The sequence below is a fragment of the Leptotrichia sp. oral taxon 221 genome (genome assembly GCF_018128245.1).
Classification (GTDB): Bacteria; Fusobacteriota; Fusobacteriia; order Fusobacteriales; family Leptotrichiaceae; genus JABCPH02.
This window is the reverse complement of sequence record NZ_CP072378.1, coordinates 542,885-560,076: the sequence shown is the minus strand read 5'-3', so window position 1 is coordinate 560,076 and position 17,192 is coordinate 542,885. Positions and strand designations below refer to the sequence as shown.

The window sequence follows — 17,192 nt, the reverse complement described above, 5'->3', positions numbered from 1 at the left end:
CAAAATAACCTCCATTTTTTATTTCTTAATTTAATTTCTTATTTCTTGTAAATAATTTTGATACAATTTTCCATTTTCAACATAATGATCTGCATTTGCTTTTAATCCTTTAATTTCTTCATCCGTTAATTTTCTAACAATTTTAGCTGGACTTCCTAAAATCAAAACGCCTTCTTCTTTTGGTGTAGAACAAGTTACAAGCGAATTTGCTCCAACTAAGCAATTATCGAGTATTTCTGCATCATCCATAATTGTACTTCCCATTCCAACTATAACATTGTCTCCAATTTTACAGCTATGCAATATTACATTATGCCCAACAGACACATTTTCTCCTATTATACAAGGTGTTCCCTGTTTAGTGTGTAAAGTGCTATTATCTTGGACATTACTATTTTTTCCAATAACTATTTTTTCAATATCTCCACGAAGAACTGCTCCAAACCAAATACTCGCATTTTCTCCTATTTCAACATCGCCAATAACATCTGCATTTTTCGCAATAAAAGCACTATTACTTATTTTTGGTTTTCTTTCTTTTAATTTGTAAATCATATTTTTCTCCTAAATCTAGCACAAAAAGGGACTTGTAAGAAAAAATTTCTTACAGAAAGCCCCAATTTTAAATCTTTTCAATTTCTTTATAAATTAATCTACTAATGTTGGATTAAAATCTTCTACCCAAGGTAATCCAAATTTATTCAACGCATCCATAAATTTATCTGGATCCATTTCTTCAACATTGTACACTCCTGGTTTTTTCCATTCTCCAGTCAACACCATCGCAGCACCAATCATAGCTGGAACTCCTGTTGTATAAGAAATTGCTTGTGAGCTAACTTCTTTATAACATTCTTCATGGTTACAAACATTGTAAACATAATAAGTTCTATCTTTTCCGTCTTTTTTACCTCTAAAGATATTTCCAATATTTGTCAATCCTTTTGTTCTAGGCCCTAATGAAGCTGGATCTGGTAATACTGCTTTTAAAAATTGTAATGGTACAATTTGTTGCCCTTCAAATTCAATTGGCTCAATCGAAGTCATTCCTACATTTTCCAACACTTTTAAGTGCGTCAAATAACTTTGTCCAAATGTCATGAAAAATCTAATTCTCTTAATTCCTTTAATATTCAAAGCTAAAGATTCCAATTCTTCGTGGTGTAACAAGTACATGTCTTTTTCACCAATTTGTGGAAAATTGTATACTCTTTTAATTTCCATTGGTTCAGTTTCTACCCATTTTCCATTTTCCCAGTAACTTCCGTTTGCAGTCACTTCTCTAATATTAATTTCTGGATTGAAATTTGTTGCAAATGGATAACCATGATCTCCAGCGTTTGCATCTAAAATATCAATATAGTTTATTTCATCAAAATAATGTTTTTGTGCATAAGCTGAGAATACTCCTGTTACTCCTGGATCGAATCCACATCCTAAAATAGCCGTAATTCCTGCTTTCTCAAATTTTTCTTTGTAAGCCCATTGCCATTTATACTCAAATTTTGCTGTATCTAAAGGCTCGTAATTAGCTGTATCTAAATAATCAGTTTTAGTTTCCAAACAAGCATCCATTATTGTCAAATCTTGATAAGGCAACGCCACATTTATTACGATATCTGGTTTGTATTCGTTAATTAAAGCTACTAATTCTGGTACATTATCTGCATCCACTTTTGCTGTTTGAATTTCTATTCTTCCTGCATATTTACTTTTTTCAATTGTTTCTTTAATTGCATCACATTTCGATTTTGTTCTACTCGCTATCATTATTGAGCTAAATACTTCTGAATTTTGAGCACATTTGTGACAAACTACATTTGAAACTCCACCTGCTCCAATTATCAACGCTTTTTTTCCCATTTTTTACCTCCAAAATTATTCTATAAAATTTTTTTATTCAATTTCTTCTAATTCAAAATAAATTCTAATTGGCTTAATTTCATTTTTTCCTTTATAATTTACAGAATTTTAAACTTTTTTACTTATTTGTAAACAAACAACAAAATTTCTCTCAATAATTTACAAGCCAAAGCTGTTGATTGTCCTGAATGGTCATAAATTGGTGACAATTCATTCATATCCAATCCAACAATATTTAATTTTGAGATTTTTTCAATTGCTTTGTGAAGTTCTACGAATGTTACTCCACCTGCTTCAGGCGTTCCTGTTCCTGGAAATTCCGAAGGATCCAAAACATCTAAATCTAATGTGAAATAAACTGGTTTCCCTTTCAATTTTTCTACAACTTTATCCAATTCATCAAAATTATTCCCAAAATTAAACTTAGTTGTATGTAAATGTTCTTTTGCAAATTCCCACTCAGCTCTTTCTCCACTTCTTATACCAAATTGGAAAATTTTATCATCTCCAACAATATCCCAACATCTTCTAATTACAGAGGCGTGTGAATAATATTGTCCTAAATAATCGTCTCTCAAATCTGTATGAGCATCAAATTGGATAATATGTAAATCTGGATATTTTTCAGCCGCTGCTCTAACCGATCCAAGTGTCACAGAATGTTCTCCACCAATCATAAACGGTATTTTCCCATCTTCCAAGATTTCTGCTGTTGCATCTTCAATATCCTTCAATGCACTTTCTGAATTTCCAAACGACAATTCTAAATCTCCAGCATCAAAAACATTAATATCTTCTAAATCTTTATCTTGATACGGACTATAAGTTTCAATCCCAAAACTTTCGTTTCTCATCGTAGCTGAAGCAAATCTTGTTCCAGGTCTAAATGATGTTGTGCTATCAAATGGTGCTCCGAAAACTACTATTTTACTCTCTTCGTATTCATCCTCGCATCCGATAAATGTGTGTATGTTTCTTTCTTTCATCACCTAAATTTTTTCCTCCTATTATTATTTTTTACAATTTTATTCTTGACCAATCAATTTTTTCACATAATTTGGTAAAGCAAATGAACCTTTGTGCAATTCTGTATTATAATATTTCGTTTCCAATCCTAATTTATTCCATTCATCCGCCTTCAAATCATTCACAGGATGATATTTTTTTGACGCAAATCCAAATAACCAGTGTCCTGACGGATAAGTCGGTATATGCAACTGATAAACTGTAGCTATTGGAAAAACTGCTTTCAATTGTTTATTCGCTCTTTGAGTAGCTTCAGCATCCGCTTCATAATACGGACTTTCATGCTGATTTACAAGTATTCCATCCTCTTTCAAAGCATTGTAACAATTTCCATAAAATTCTCTCGTAAACAAATCTTCTCCAGGCCCAAACGGATCAGTCGAATCAACAATCACAATATCGTATTCATTCGTTTTAGAACGGACAAATTTCAAGCCATCTTCATAATAAAGATTCACTCTCGGATCATCTAACTTACAAGCTGTTTTTGGTAAATATTCACGACAAATATCAACAACTTCTTTATCAATCTCAACCATATCAATTCTCTCAATACTATCGTATTTTACAAGCTCTCTAACCGTTCCACCATCACCAGCTCCAATTACCAATATCTTCTTCGCATCATTTTTCACAGCCATCGGAATATGAACAATCATTTCATGATAAATAAACTCATCTTTTTCAGTCAACATCATAAATCCATCTAATGTCAAAAATCTTCCAAATTCTTTAGATTCAAAAATATCTATTCTTTGAAATTTACTTTTTTTGGTAACCAATTGCTTGTCAACTTTTATCGAGAATCTAACATTTTTCGTATGTTCTTCTGTATACCATAACTCCATTTTATCTCTCCTTTCTTAAATTTTTTCTAAAATTCATACTTTCATTTATTATTATACTCTAATTTTTTTCATCTTACTCAATAAATTTTGTTTTAATTACTCAATAACCACATTAATATTTTCTACTTTCATATCTTCAGTCCCCGTCAAAAGACAACCTTTTTCCTTCGCATACTCGATATAATCAATAATTTCATCAGTTATCTTTTCCCCTGGTGCTAAAATCGGTATTCCTGGCGGATAGGCCATAACAAATTCACCACTAATTTGACCTGAACTTTCTGAAATTGGTATCATTTTTTTCTCAGCATAAAACGCCTTTTGTGGTGGCAACACTACAGTTGGTGCAATATACTCATGATCAAACATTCCTTTTGGATCTTTTGTATAAATCCGTTTAATTTCTGCCAATGATGAAATTAATCTCTCAATTTCCATCGCTCTATCTCCTGCCGAAATTATCGCCAAAATATTATCTAAATCTCCAAATTCAATTTGAATATTAAACTCGTCTCTCAAAATATCATAAACTTCTATCCCAGCAAGTCCAACATCCTTCGTATAAATTGACAATTTTGTTGTATCAAAATCAAAAACATCATCGACATTTATAAGGTCTTTTCCATACGCATAATATCCACCTAATTTATTAATTTCCTCTCTAGCATATTCTGCAAATTCCACTGTCTTTTTAAAAATTTCTTTACCATTAATACTCATGTTTTTTCTCGCAGTATCAAGCGAAGTCATCAATAAATATGAAGCACTTGTTGTCTGAGTCAAATTAATCACTTGCCGTACATAATCAGCATTTATTCTTTCTCCACTTAATAAAATCGAACTTTGAGTTAATGAACCACCTGTTTTGTGCATACTTATTGCTGCCATATCTGCTCCAGCTGCCATTGCCGAAATTGGTAAATTATCTCCAAAATAAAAGTGTGCTCCATGCGCTTCATCCACTAAAACCAACATATTATGCTTATGTGCCAATTTTACAATTGATTTTAAATCTGAACAAATACCATAATATGTCGGATTATTTACTAAAATTGCCTTTGCATCAGGATTTTCTTTTATCGCCTTTTCTATATCTTTCACAGACATTCCTAGCGATATTCCCAATTTTTTGTTAAGACCAGGATTTATATAGACAGGAATTGTTCCGTTAATAACCATCGCATTAATTGCACTTCTATGCACATTTCTAGGAATAATGATCTTATCTCCTGCTTTACAAGTAGACATAATCATAGCCTGAACTGCCCCAGTTGTCCCACTTACCATAAAATATGCTTCCTTAGCTCCAAAAGCATCAGCTGCAATATCCTGTGCCTCTTTTATAACTGATGTAGGATGACATAAATTATCCAAAGGTTTCATTGAATTTACATCCATTTGCATCGCATCTAATCCAATAAAATCACGAAATTGCTTATTTCCACGACCACCTTTATGACCAGGTACATCAAATCTAACAACCCTGTTAGCCAAATGTTTTTTCATCGCATCAAACAAAACCGTTTTTTCTTGTAATTTTTTATCCATCGTTACCTCCTTCGTTAATAAATATTCATCCCACTATAAATTTCTATCATTTCTTTTCTCAATCTATTTGTTATTTCTAACCGTGTTTTAGGCGATATTTCATACACATCTTGATTAAACAAATAATTTTGTAATTCAATTTCTTTAATTAACATTTTTGTATGAAAAATATTCGATTGATAAACATTCACATCAATCGCATCATATATTCGCAATTTTGCAGGTTCAATATAATCTTGTATTGACGTAATATTATGATCTGTAAAAAACTTTTTCCCAGAAATATCCCTAGTAAATCCTCTTATTCTATAATCAATAGTTATAATATCCGAATCAAAACTATCAATCAAGTAATTCAATGTATTCAATGGCGAAATCTCTCCACAAGTTGCAATATCAATATCCACTCTAAAAGTTGATATAGAATTATCTGGATGATATTCTGGAAAAGTATGCACAGTAATGTGGCTTTTATCCAAATGTGCGTGTACAGTTTCTGTATCTGTCAATTTATCTTTCTCTTCTTCCGATAAACTTTCACTATTGAAAAACGGAATCCCTCTATTACATGATTTATCGATACTATCTGGATTTATTCTCTCTTCTGCTATTAATATGTTCACAGACGCTCCTTGTGGATCGTAATCCTGTTTAGAAATGTTCAAAACTTGAGCTCCTATCATTCCCGCTACATTTGTTAATATTTTTGTTAATCTATCTGAATTATATTGTTCATCTATATAAGCTATATAGTCTTTTTGCTCTCTTTCAGTCTTAGCATAACAAACATCATAAATATTAAAACTTAATGTTTTTGTCAAATTATTAAAACCATATAATTTTATACTTTTTTCCAACTCATTCATCACATCCTTTCTTTCTTGAGAATCTAACCTGCTCTCAATCTTTATTTTCTTATAAATTCAATTTTTTATTCCTTCATTAATTTAATTTTTCAATTTTATCTGGATTTTTAATAATTTATGTTAAAAGTTAAAAATCCTTAATTTTAGAAACAATTTTTATAAAATATATCACTTCATATATTTCACTTATATTTTCTTACAGATTATATCATTTATATTTTATTTTTACAACGAAAAAATATTCCCCAAATCAACAAAATTTTGTAAAGAAAAACAAACAAAAAAATGCACTTAACCATTATCCGTTTAAGTACATTTTTTAAAAAATTATTTTTCTTCAATCATTTTTAATTCCAATATTTTATTTCCAAGCGTCAATACATAAATATCATTTTCCAAAACACAAATTTTCAAAATTTTATCATCTGTAATTTTCTTTTTCATTAAAATCTCAAATTTGTCGTCTGTAATTAACAGCTCTCCCGTTTCTAATCCAATCACGTATTTATCACCAATCTCTTCAATATACGTAATCTGACTATCTGATAATTTTATAGAATCATAAAGTTCTTTTTCTAAAATATTCCAAACTTCAATTTCACCTTCTTTAGTCCCACCTAAATATTTAATTCCAACAATTTTTGAAAATGTATGAGTATTTTCTGTTTTTATTTCAAAAATTTTTTTTAATTTATCCTCAAAAATACTAATTCGATTTTCTTCATCACCAATTTTTTGGTATTTTAGAATAACATTTTCACCACTTGTAAAAAGTCTATATCCACCCTTTATTTCATCTGTTATACAATTATTAGAAATTAATTCTTTATTTCGTGTGTCATAAGAAAATAATATACCGTTGTAAATATAAATTATTCTACCATTCGTAGTAAAATTTATAGCTGTAATATCTTTCCCCAAGTCTAAAACTTCTTCAACTATTTTCTTTTTATTTCCATCACATTTATATACTTTTCCTTCATTATTAGACACAAAAAACATACTTGATACGAATAACTGATTTTTTTCTTTAATATATTTTATTATATTGCTTTTTTTGATTTTTCTTGTAATTTCTTTTTCAATCTTACCTTTTTTCCAAAATATTAATTTATCGCCTGTTGTTATAATTCTTCTATTTATCGGCTCTACTCCAAAATCTTCTATCATAGTTTCATAATTTATATCTTTTTCTAAAGTTAATTTCATTTCTTACCTCATTTTTTAAATTATGCTAGTTTCTTTCTAGTATAATTATACATCATTTTCAAATAAAATAAAAGAGTTTACAAGAAATTCTTATTTAGCAATTTCCGATAATAAAATTCCCCCAGCTACTGAAACATTTAGTGAATTTATTTTCCCTTCTAAGTGAATTTTTACAATTTTATCGCAATGTTCTCTCACTTTTTTTCTCATTCCATTTCCTTCACTTCCTAAAACTAGGCATGTTTTTTCTGGATATTTTTCTTCATAATAGTAAGTTTCTCCATTTGCTTCTGCACCATAAACTGTATAACCGTATTGTTTTAATTTATCTATTGTGTCAGAAATATTTGTTACTTTTACGATATCAACATATTCAATCGCTCCAGTCGAAGATTTCACAACAGTTTCAGTCACTTTTACACTATTTCTATCTTGAATGATTATTCCATCTACACCAAAACATTCAGCACTTCTTATAATCGCACCAAAATTTCTCGGATCCTGAACTTGATCTAAAATTACAATTCTAGATTTTTTCTTTTGTAAAACCTTTTCCAAAAACTCAACAAAATCAATATAATAATCAAAATCCGATACTAACGCAACAACTCCTTGAGAATTTTCAGTCCGTCTATCTGTATAAAAAACCTTAATATTTCTTTTACTCGCCAAATTCAAAATTTCTTTTATCGTATCTTTTTTTATCTTTTTATAAACTTCCAGCTTTTCAATATTTTTATCTGATCTCAAAGCCTCTGTAACAGGATTTATTCCAATTATTTTTTGCATTTTTTACCTCTTTCTCTATTTTCACTAATTTTTATAATTTTTTTATCTTATCTTTATTTTAACTCTTTCAAACTTTTATTTTCTTTTTCAAAAGTGATTTTCTTTACTTTCCTTTAATAGTTTATCATTATTTGGAGGTAAAGTAAAGACAAAAAAAGAACGAGCACTTCTACTCGTTCCTAAAAATTTCTCATTCTATCTATTTCTCAAAACTACTTCTACAATATCTTTCGCTCTCAATTTATAGTTATTCAACATTGTATCTCCATCAGCACTTTGTCCAAATACATCTTGAATTCCGTGTTTGATGACTTTCGTTGGATGGTTTTCTGATAAAAATTCTGACACAGCACTTCCTAATCCACCAATTACTGAGTGTTCTTCACTTGTTACGATAAATTTACATTCTTTTGCTGCTTTTAATACAGTTTCTTCGTCTAATGGTTTAATTGTTGAAACGTTAACTACTCTTGCTTTGATTCCTTGTTCTGCTAATTGTTTTGCAGCTTCAGTTGCTTCGTAAACCATTAATCCTGTTGCTAAGATTGCCACATCATTTCCTTCAGTTAATGTTACAGCCTTTCCAATTTCAAACTTATAGTTGTCATCGAATAATACTGGAATATTCAATCTTCCTAATCTTACATAAACTGGTCCTTCGTATTCAGCTGCTGCAAAAATCATTTTTTCAGTTTCAACTGCATCAGCTGGCGATAAAACTACCATTCCAGGAATTGCTCTCATTAAAGCTAAATCTTCTACTGATTGGTGAGATCCACCATCTTCTCCTAAAGATACTCCTGCGTGAGTAGGACAAATTTTAACATTTAATTTAGGGTATGCAACGCTGTTTCTAATTTGGTCATATGCTCTACCTGCTGCAAAAAGTGCAAATGTTGATGCAAAAGGTATTTTACCAGTTGTAGCGAATCCAGCTGCTGTTCCAATTAAATCAGCTTCTGCAATCCCAACATTTATATGTCTTTCTGGAAATTCTTTTTTAAAGTATGCTGTCATTGTTGATTTTGACAAATCTGCTTCTAATACTACTACATTTTCATTTTCTTTTCCTAATTTAGCTAAAGCTTCTCCATATGCTTGTCTTGTTGATTTTTTTTCCATTCTCGATTCCTCCTATTTTAATTCTTCCATTGCTTGTTTGTATTCATCTTCATTTGGAGCAGCTCCATGGAATCCAGCGTTATTTTCCATAAATGAAACTCCTTTTCCTTTAACAGTGTGAGCCACGATTACAGTTGGTTTTCCTTTTACAGATCTTGCTTTTTCTAATGCAGCAATTATTTCTTCATAGTTATGTCCATCAATTTCGATTACATTCCAGTTAAATGCTTCAAATTTAGCAGCTACTGGTGCAACATTCATTACATCTGTTACATTTCCATCAATTTGTAAATTATTACTATCAACGAAAGCTACTAAATTATCCAATTTGTAATGAGCCGCAGTCATTGCCGCTTCCCAAACTTGACCTTCTTGTAATTCTCCATCTCCTAAAATTGTGTAAACTCTGTAATCATTTTTGTAAATTTTAGCACTTAAAGCCATTCCATTAGCAGCTGATAATCCTTGTCCTAATGAACCTGTTGACATTTCAACACCTGGTAATTTTTTCATATCAGGATGTCCTTGCAATGGTGAATGCCATCTTCTAAGAGTAGGAATTAAATCTTTACTCGCAAATCCTTTTTCCATCAATACAGCATAAAGAGCTGGTGCAGCATGTCCTTTACTTAAAACAAATCTATCTCTATTTTCCATTTTAGGATTTTTTGGATCTACATTCATTTCTTTCCAATATAATACTGTTAAAATGTCTGCGATTGATAACGATCCTCCTGGATGTCCAGATTTTGCTCTGTAAATCATTTCAACAATGTCTCTTCTTAAACCTTTTGCTATTGCTTGCAATTCATTAATTTCCATAAAAACCTCCATAAATTTTTAATCTTCTTTCTTTAAATTATAAAAAAACAACGATATTCCGAACAAAATAAATGCTACTATAAGTGTACTTCTAACTCCTAAATCAGTTGCTGTTTTCAATCCTGTCACAGACTTTTGACTTCCAAACACAATTACAATCGAAACCGCAACTTGTTGAACTAAAAATGATAATTTTAGAAATAATCCTTGTATTCCAAATAAAAATCCTTCCAGTCCAACTTTTTTTCTCTCTGAAATTTCTGCAGAAATCTCACTTAACATAGCTTGTGGAAAAATAAACGCCGATCCACTAAGTCCTATTCCACAAATAACAAACATTAAATAAGCCCATTTTGACAATTCTTTTGTTATAAAAAGCAGTCCAAACGAACCTACCATTAGAAATGCAATATCTAATACCAATATTTTTTTATACGAATATTTTTTACCCCATTTATTTGTAATTGGGAAAAATAATCCCGCAACTCCAAATAAAATCACCGACACCAAAGTCAATTGTGCTATTGGTCTTCCCATAACTATCGTTAAGTAGTAAGTTAGCACTCCTCTAAGTATGTTAAAACCACTGAAAAAAAAGAAAAATCCTCCAAAATAAAGCAAAATTTCTTTTTCAAATATATATTTTAATGAATTTCCAAAAGAAAGTGATCTTTTCTTTTCTTTTTTTGCAGTTAGATCCTTTTCTTTTAAGAAAAATATACATAAATAAATTCCTAAAATTGCTAAAACTGTTAATAAAATTACTGTTTTTCTAATTCCAGCCTCAGTATTTCCATTTCCTAATTTTGCTATTAAGATTCCTGGCAATACCATTGCTATCCCTGTAAAGATTAACCTAAACGTAGATTGAACCGTTGATAAATTTAACCGTTCTTCTTTTGTATTAGCCAAATCAGGAATTAACGCATTATACGGTGCCGCAACCAGTGTATATGCCGTAAAATATAGTCCTCCAACTATCGATAAATACACAAGCGTCGCAATTTGAGAAGATTTCACTGGATAGAAATACATTATTGTCAACAATCCTAATGGAATTCCTCCTATCATCATGAAAAATGACCGTTTTCCAAATTTAGATTTTGAATTATCTGAAAGATAACCAACTACTGGATCTGAAACTGCATCTATCAATCTTGCAAAAATAAATGCTATTATCAAATATTGTGGTTTTAATAACGGTGTTAAACTTTTTTCAGTATTTGGTGGCAAATAATAATACTGCAACCACTGATTATACAGTTGGTCAATTATGAAATACGAAACACCTAATCCATAAAACCAATATGATTTTTTCGTTAATCTTGAAATGTTTTTAGACATTCTTCAACTCCTCTTATTTTTGAATAAATTGTTAATAATTAATTTCTCAAATTCAATTTTTTTAATTTAATTTTTAAAATTATTAATTAGAAATGATTTCCCTAACTTCTAAGAAAATCAGCCACAATTTTAGTATATTCTTCTTTGTATTCAGGTTCAGCATAAATTCTTATATGTGCACCCTTTTCAAACACCTTTAATTGAACATTCGAATTTTGTGCTATTTTATTATACTCTTCCATTAACATTCCATAAGTTGTTGCTTTATCATTTTTTGTTTGTAATATTAAAGTTGGCACCCTTTTTAACAAATACGATAATCGAAGTTTTTCCAAATGATTACCCACTCTAAAATTAAAAATTCTAGTTATAATACTAACTATAAATTTAGGCACTTTTCTTTTTTTTGCATCTTGTTTAATTCTCTTTTTAACATTCGATATTGGACTATCTAAAATCAATTTATCAACCTTAAGTCCTTTTTTTCTCAATGAATCAACATGTAATTTCGATACAATTGCCGCTCCCATTGCACCTTGCGAAAATCCATATAACGTAAAATTGTTCAGCCCATACTTGTCTTTCAACATTTCCATCGTATGAAGAATATCTTGAGCAAAATTATACCCTAATTTTGTTCTCGCTTCATCAGAAGCACCAGAATTTCTAAAATCTGGTATAAAAATATTATAATCTTTATCCAAATTAGCATCCTTCAAAAGTTGTAAATATTGTAACGAACAAAGTCTATTAACACCTCTACCATGACAAATAATCATAGTTTTATTAGCATTTTTCGATTCTATTAACCAACCATACAAATTTAATTTTCCAGACTTATATGCAACATCTTTATAATTATAACCATAATCTAGTGGATTTGCCTTACCTTCTTCAAGATTATATTTTTTTCTCAATTTTTTACTATCATAAACTTCTTCATGCGTAACTCTCGGATATTTCTCAATCTGATTTATAAAATATCTTACTGATATATAAGCTATCACGAAGAAAAATATCATAAATAAGACATTTATTATTTCTAATACTCCCATTCCGCCTCCTAATTAATTTTTATTCTTTTCCAAAAAACTAATTTTATAAATATTTTTAATCTTTAACTATGATTTTCTTACCACTGGATTCAATCTTTCACTCTCTCCAAAAAACAATTCCTTCAGTAAAAATCCCATTTTTTCAACTTCTATTTTTAAATAATTGATTTTTTCATTATTTATCTCTTCTTTTTTATAATCAAAAAAATCTTTTACTTCTAAATTTCCTTTTTCGTTACAAGAAATCCGATCTCCTTTATTTTTCTCAATATCCTTCCAATTCACAAATACTTTTTTCATTTTCTCACTATTCTTCAACTTTTTCAAATATTCTTGACCTTTTCGATTAAATCCCAACACTCTAACATATTCAATCTCAAAATCTAAAACCTCTTTTTTTATATTCAAAACAACATTTAACATCAGTCGCTCTATCCTCTTTCCAGAAAAATTTCTAGATTTCATATTTTTTAAAAACTCCTTCAAATCCTTTGAATTTTTCAATTTTGAGAATATTCTAGAATATATTTCTTCTGTCATATCATAAATTTTTAAAATCTCTTCTCTTTCAGAAATCAGAAATTTATACTTAAATAATTTAAAAACCTCTTTTTTCACATCAACCTTTAACACTTTATTTTTTAAAATTTCAAAAGTTTCTATCGGTACAAATTCCTTCAATTTCAATAATTTTTCTTTATCATCGGTTTGATAATTTTCAATTTCAGACCGTATAAATGACGCACTCGCAAACTTTTCTCGTGAATCTTCAACTTTATTTTCATTATATTCAGAAACTTCACGCTTTATAATATAAGGTTTTATTCGCAGTTTAGAATTTTTCATCTCTCTCATGTATTCCAATGCTAAAATGTTATTTGATTTTACAAGATTTCCAAGTCTATATTCTTCCAATGCCTTTTTTTGCGAAGTCCCATAACTATTTCCTTGTTTCATATACTCCATCAATTTTTTCTTATAAGCAATCTCTTCTTGCAACTCTATCACATTCTCTAATTTCTCAATTTCATTACTTTCCGCTCCAAAAACTTGAATATCTAAATCCAAATATTCTAAAATTCTAGTTGCCATTTTTGAAAAAATCTCTGCATTTTGTATAGAATAATAAAGTGGCAATTCCACAACAATATCGACTCCATTTTTCAAAGCGACTTCCGTTTTTTCCCACTTATTAAAAAATGAAAACTCCCCTCGCTGTACAAAATCTCCACTCATTACAACAACCAACAAAGCTTCATTCCCAAATTTTTCTCTTATTTTTTCAATTTGATACAAATGTCCATTGTGAAAAGGATTATATTCTACAACTATTCCTATTTTCTTCCCAATTTTTATACCTCCGTTTATATTATACCACAAAATTTATCAATATGTATTTTTATTTAAAAAAAATAATGTGTAAAAAATTGCTATCACAAATTTTACGCATTATTTTACAAAAATTATATTCCTACATTTAAACCATATTGCTTAAATATTTCTTCTGTTTTTTGAATTTGCTCTCGAGTAGGTGTCGGAGTATCCTTCAATTTATACTCTTTTCCAACCTTTTCCCACTTAAATTGTCCCATTTGATGAAACGGCAAAATATCAACCCTCTTCACATTTTTAAACTGCGATACAAATTTCGCCCATTCATGCAAATCATCCTCATCATCAGAATACCCTGGAACTAAAACATATCTAACCCAAACAGGCTTATCAATGCTATTCAAATATTTAGCAAATTCCAACGTATGCTCTAATCTTACCGACGTCAAAGTCTTATATTTAGCAGGATTTATATGTTTTATATCAAGTAAGACTAAATCAGTATACTCTAAAACTTCTTTCGCTTTCTCATTAAAAATGTATCCCGATGTATCAAGTGCCGTATGAATCCCATTTTCTCTACATAATTTGAATACTTCTTTCACAAAATCAGGCTGAATCAATGGCTCTCCACCAGAAATAGTCACTCCTCCTGTCTTTATAAATCCTTTTACTTTCAATATTTCATGCATAACCTCTTCAGGTTCCATCATAAATTTTCTATCACTTATATCCCATGTATCCACATTATGACAATACAAACATCTAAGTGGACATCCTTGTAAAAACAGCACAAATCTTATTCCTGGTCCATCTTTCGTTCCAAAAGATTCAAAAGAATGTATGTAACCTTTTATTCCCATGATAAAACCTCTTTTCTTCTATTATTTCTCTTTTAAGAAAATAATGCCGCATAACTCATATTTATGAAACTATGCGACATTTTTCATATTTTACAACATAACAATCTTACACATATACTACTTTTTTATTACATTTTGTTTGAAATTGTTCTGTTAATAACATCTAATTGTTGTTCTCTTGTCAATTTAACAAAGTTTACTGCATATCCAGAAACTCTTATTGTTAATTGAGGGTAGTTTTCAGGATGTTCCATAGCATCTTCTAACAATTCTCTACCGAATACGTTTACATTCAAGTGATGTCCTGTTTGATTGAAGTATCCATCCATTAATCCTACTAAGTTAGCTTTTTTCTCTTCAATATTTTTACCTAAAGTTTCAGGTGTTATAGCAAATGTGTAAGAAATTCCATCATTTGCGTGTTCAAATGGTAATTTAGCTACTGATGCCAATGAAGCTACTGCTCCTCTTGTATCTCTTCCATGCATAGGGTTTGCTCCTGGTCCAAATGGCGCTCCAGCTTTTCTTCCATCAGGTGTATTTCCTGTTTTCTTACCATATACTACGTTTGAAGTAATTGTCAATACTGATTGAGTTGGTATTGCATTTCTATACATTTTGTGGCTTCTAATTTTATCCATGAAGATTCTTACGATATCTACTGCAAATTGGTCAGTTCTATCATCGTTGTTTCCAAATGGAACATATTCTCCTTCTTGGATATAATCAACTGCATCTCCATCTTCATCTCTAACAACTTTTACTTTACCATATTTAATAGATGCTAATGAATCTGCAACAATTGAAATTCCTGCAATTCCAAATGCTTCTGTTCTTCTAATGTCAACATCATGTAAAGCCATTTCTAAAGCTTCATAAGAATATTTATCATGCATGTAGTGAATAATATTTAATGCTTTAACATAAGTTTCTGCTAACCAGTCTAACATTTTATCATATTTAGCCCAAACTTCATCGAAGTCTAAGTATTCTGATGTAATTGGTTCTAACATTCCTTCTGGTAATACATATTCTTTGTATCTTTCATCTTTACCACCATTAATTGCATATAACAATGCTTTTGGTAAGTTAACTCTTGCTCCAAAGAATTGCATTTGATGTCCAATAGTCATTGGAGATACACAACATGCGATTCCATAGTTGTCTCCAAATTGAGGTCTCATGATATCATCGTTTTCATATTGAACTGATGAAGTATCAATTGAAACTTTTGCACAGAATTTTTTCCATGCTTCTGGTAAGTTTTCACTCCATAATACAGTTAAGTTTGGTTCAGGTGATGTTCCCATGTTGTATAATGTATGTAAAATTCTGAAACTATTTTTAGTTACTAATGATCTTCCATCTAATCCAATTCCACCGATTGATTCTGTTACCCAAACTGGATCTCCAGAGAATAATGCATCATATTCAGGTGTTCTCAAGAATCTAATAATTCTTAATTTCATTACGAAATGATCCATTAATTCTTGTGCTTCTTTTTCAGTTAAAGTTCCTTCTTTTAAGTCTCTTTCAATATAAATATCTAAGAAAGTAGAAGTTCTTCCGATACTCATTGCAGCTCCATTTTGATCTTTAGTTGCTGCTAAGTAAGCGAAATACAACCATTGAATAGCTTCTTGTGCGTTAGATGCTGGTTTTGAAATATCAAATCCATATGATGCTGCCATTCTTTTTAATGCTTTTAATGCTTTAATTTGTTCAAAGATTTCTTCTCTAACTCTAATTAATTCTTCTGTCATTTCACTTGAATCACGTTTTTTGAATTCAGCTTGTCTTTCTTCGATTAATTTGTCAACTCCGTATAAAGCAACTCTTCTGTAATCTCCGATAATTCTTCCTCTTCCATACGCATCAGGCAATCCAGTGATTATTCCTGTATGTCTAGCTTTTTTGATTTCATCAGTATAAGCTGAGAACACTCCATCATTATGAGTTTTTCTATATTTAGTATAAATTTCTTCAGTTTCAGGATCTAATTTGTATCCAAAAGCTTCCAAACTATTTTTAACCATTCTTAATCCACCATTAGGGAAGATTGCTCTTTTTAAAGGTGCATCAGTTTGTAAACCAACTATTTTTTCCAAATCTTTATCAATATATCCTGGTCCGTAAGCATCAATTTGAGAAGGAATTTTAGTTTCTGTATCATAAATCCCTTTTTCTCTTTCAACTTTGAATTTTTCAGATAAATTTTTCCATAAAGCAGTTGTTGCTTCTGTTGGACCTTCTAAGAAAGATTCATCTCCTGTATATTCAGTGTAATTTAATCTAATAAAGTCCGTAACATCGTTTACCTTATTCCAATTTCCTTCTTTAAAACCTCTCCATGCTTCCATTATTTTCTAGCACTTCCTTTCTTATTTTTAAACAAATATTTTTAATTATAATTATGTGAATTATCTTTTGTAATTTTTAATCTGTAAATTGATATCTCCACGATATAGAATTTTTGAAAATTTTTTATTTTTCCAAATATTCTAA

General features: G+C 29.9%; 15 protein-coding genes. All 15 read right to left on the bottom strand.

Annotation, left to right across the window (positions count from 1 at the left end; translation table 11 throughout):
* Positions 1-30: 30 nt before the first annotated feature.
* The 15 genes from J4863_RS02580 to pflB all read right to left on the bottom strand — a co-directional run bounded on the left by J4863_RS02580 (position 31) and on the right by pflB (position 17,047).
* The gene (locus J4863_RS02580) at positions 31-555 is read right to left on the bottom strand and encodes a gamma carbonic anhydrase family protein (RefSeq protein WP_211618914.1); all 525 of its coding nucleotides are present in this window, start codon (positions 553-555) and stop codon (positions 31-33) included.
* A gap of 93 nt (positions 556-648) precedes the next feature.
* Positions 649-1,863: a saccharopine dehydrogenase family protein gene (locus J4863_RS02575; RefSeq protein WP_211618913.1), complete on the bottom strand. Its 1,215-nt coding sequence runs from the start codon at positions 1,861-1,863 to the stop codon at positions 649-651.
* 122 nt (positions 1,864-1,985) lie between these two features.
* A complete protein-coding gene (speB, locus tag J4863_RS02570; protein WP_211618912.1) occupies positions 1,986-2,849 on the bottom strand; it encodes an agmatinase in 864 nt (287 codons plus the stop codon).
* Between the two features lie 39 nt (positions 2,850-2,888).
* Complete coding sequence (speE, locus tag J4863_RS02565; RefSeq protein ID WP_211618911.1) at positions 2,889-3,737, bottom strand: polyamine aminopropyltransferase; 849 nt, start codon at positions 3,735-3,737, stop codon at positions 2,889-2,891.
* A gap of 96 nt (positions 3,738-3,833) precedes the next feature.
* Complete coding sequence (locus J4863_RS02560; RefSeq protein ID WP_211618910.1) at positions 3,834-5,285, bottom strand: aminotransferase class I/II-fold pyridoxal phosphate-dependent enzyme; 1,452 nt, start codon at positions 5,283-5,285, stop codon at positions 3,834-3,836.
* 14 nt (positions 5,286-5,299) lie between these two features.
* Positions 5,300-6,151, bottom strand: a complete 852-nt coding sequence (gene speD / locus J4863_RS02555) for an adenosylmethionine decarboxylase (protein ID WP_211618909.1) — start codon at positions 6,149-6,151, stop codon at positions 5,300-5,302.
* 327 nt (positions 6,152-6,478) lie between these two features.
* Positions 6,479-7,360, bottom strand: coding sequence for a hypothetical protein (locus J4863_RS02550; RefSeq protein ID WP_211618908.1), 882 nt, complete (start codon positions 7,358-7,360; stop codon positions 6,479-6,481).
* Between the two features lie 90 nt (positions 7,361-7,450).
* Positions 7,451-8,149, bottom strand: a complete 699-nt coding sequence (gene rlmB, locus J4863_RS02545; RefSeq protein WP_211618907.1) for a 23S rRNA (guanosine(2251)-2'-O)-methyltransferase RlmB — start codon at positions 8,147-8,149, stop codon at positions 7,451-7,453.
* A gap of 195 nt (positions 8,150-8,344) precedes the next feature.
* Positions 8,345-9,271: a transketolase family protein gene (locus tag J4863_RS02540; protein ID WP_211618906.1), complete on the bottom strand. Its 927-nt coding sequence runs from the start codon at positions 9,269-9,271 to the stop codon at positions 8,345-8,347.
* A 12-nt stretch (positions 9,272-9,283) separates the two neighbouring features.
* Positions 9,284-10,093, bottom strand: a complete 810-nt coding sequence (locus J4863_RS02535; protein ID WP_211618905.1) for a transketolase — start codon at positions 10,091-10,093, stop codon at positions 9,284-9,286.
* A gap of 18 nt (positions 10,094-10,111) precedes the next feature.
* On the bottom strand, positions 10,112-11,437 hold the full coding sequence (locus J4863_RS02530) for an MFS transporter (RefSeq protein WP_211618904.1): 1,326 nt from the start codon (positions 11,435-11,437) through the stop codon (positions 10,112-10,114).
* Positions 11,438-11,538: 101 nt separating this feature from the next.
* Positions 11,539-12,492 (bottom strand): alpha/beta hydrolase, encoded by a 954-nt coding sequence (locus J4863_RS02525; protein ID WP_211618903.1) that lies wholly within the window; start codon positions 12,490-12,492, stop codon positions 11,539-11,541.
* Positions 12,493-12,558: 66 nt separating this feature from the next.
* Positions 12,559-13,872, bottom strand: a complete 1,314-nt coding sequence (locus J4863_RS02520; RefSeq protein WP_249111555.1) for a nucleotidyltransferase family protein — start codon at positions 13,870-13,872, stop codon at positions 12,559-12,561.
* A gap of 83 nt (positions 13,873-13,955) precedes the next feature.
* On the bottom strand, positions 13,956-14,681 hold the full coding sequence (gene pflA, locus J4863_RS02515) for a pyruvate formate-lyase-activating protein (RefSeq protein ID WP_211619290.1): 726 nt from the start codon (positions 14,679-14,681) through the stop codon (positions 13,956-13,958).
* A 134-nt stretch (positions 14,682-14,815) separates the two neighbouring features.
* The gene (pflB, locus tag J4863_RS02510) at positions 14,816-17,047 is read right to left on the bottom strand and encodes a formate C-acetyltransferase (RefSeq protein WP_211618902.1); all 2,232 of its coding nucleotides are present in this window, start codon (positions 17,045-17,047) and stop codon (positions 14,816-14,818) included.
* Between the last annotated feature and the right edge of the window lie 145 nt (positions 17,048-17,192).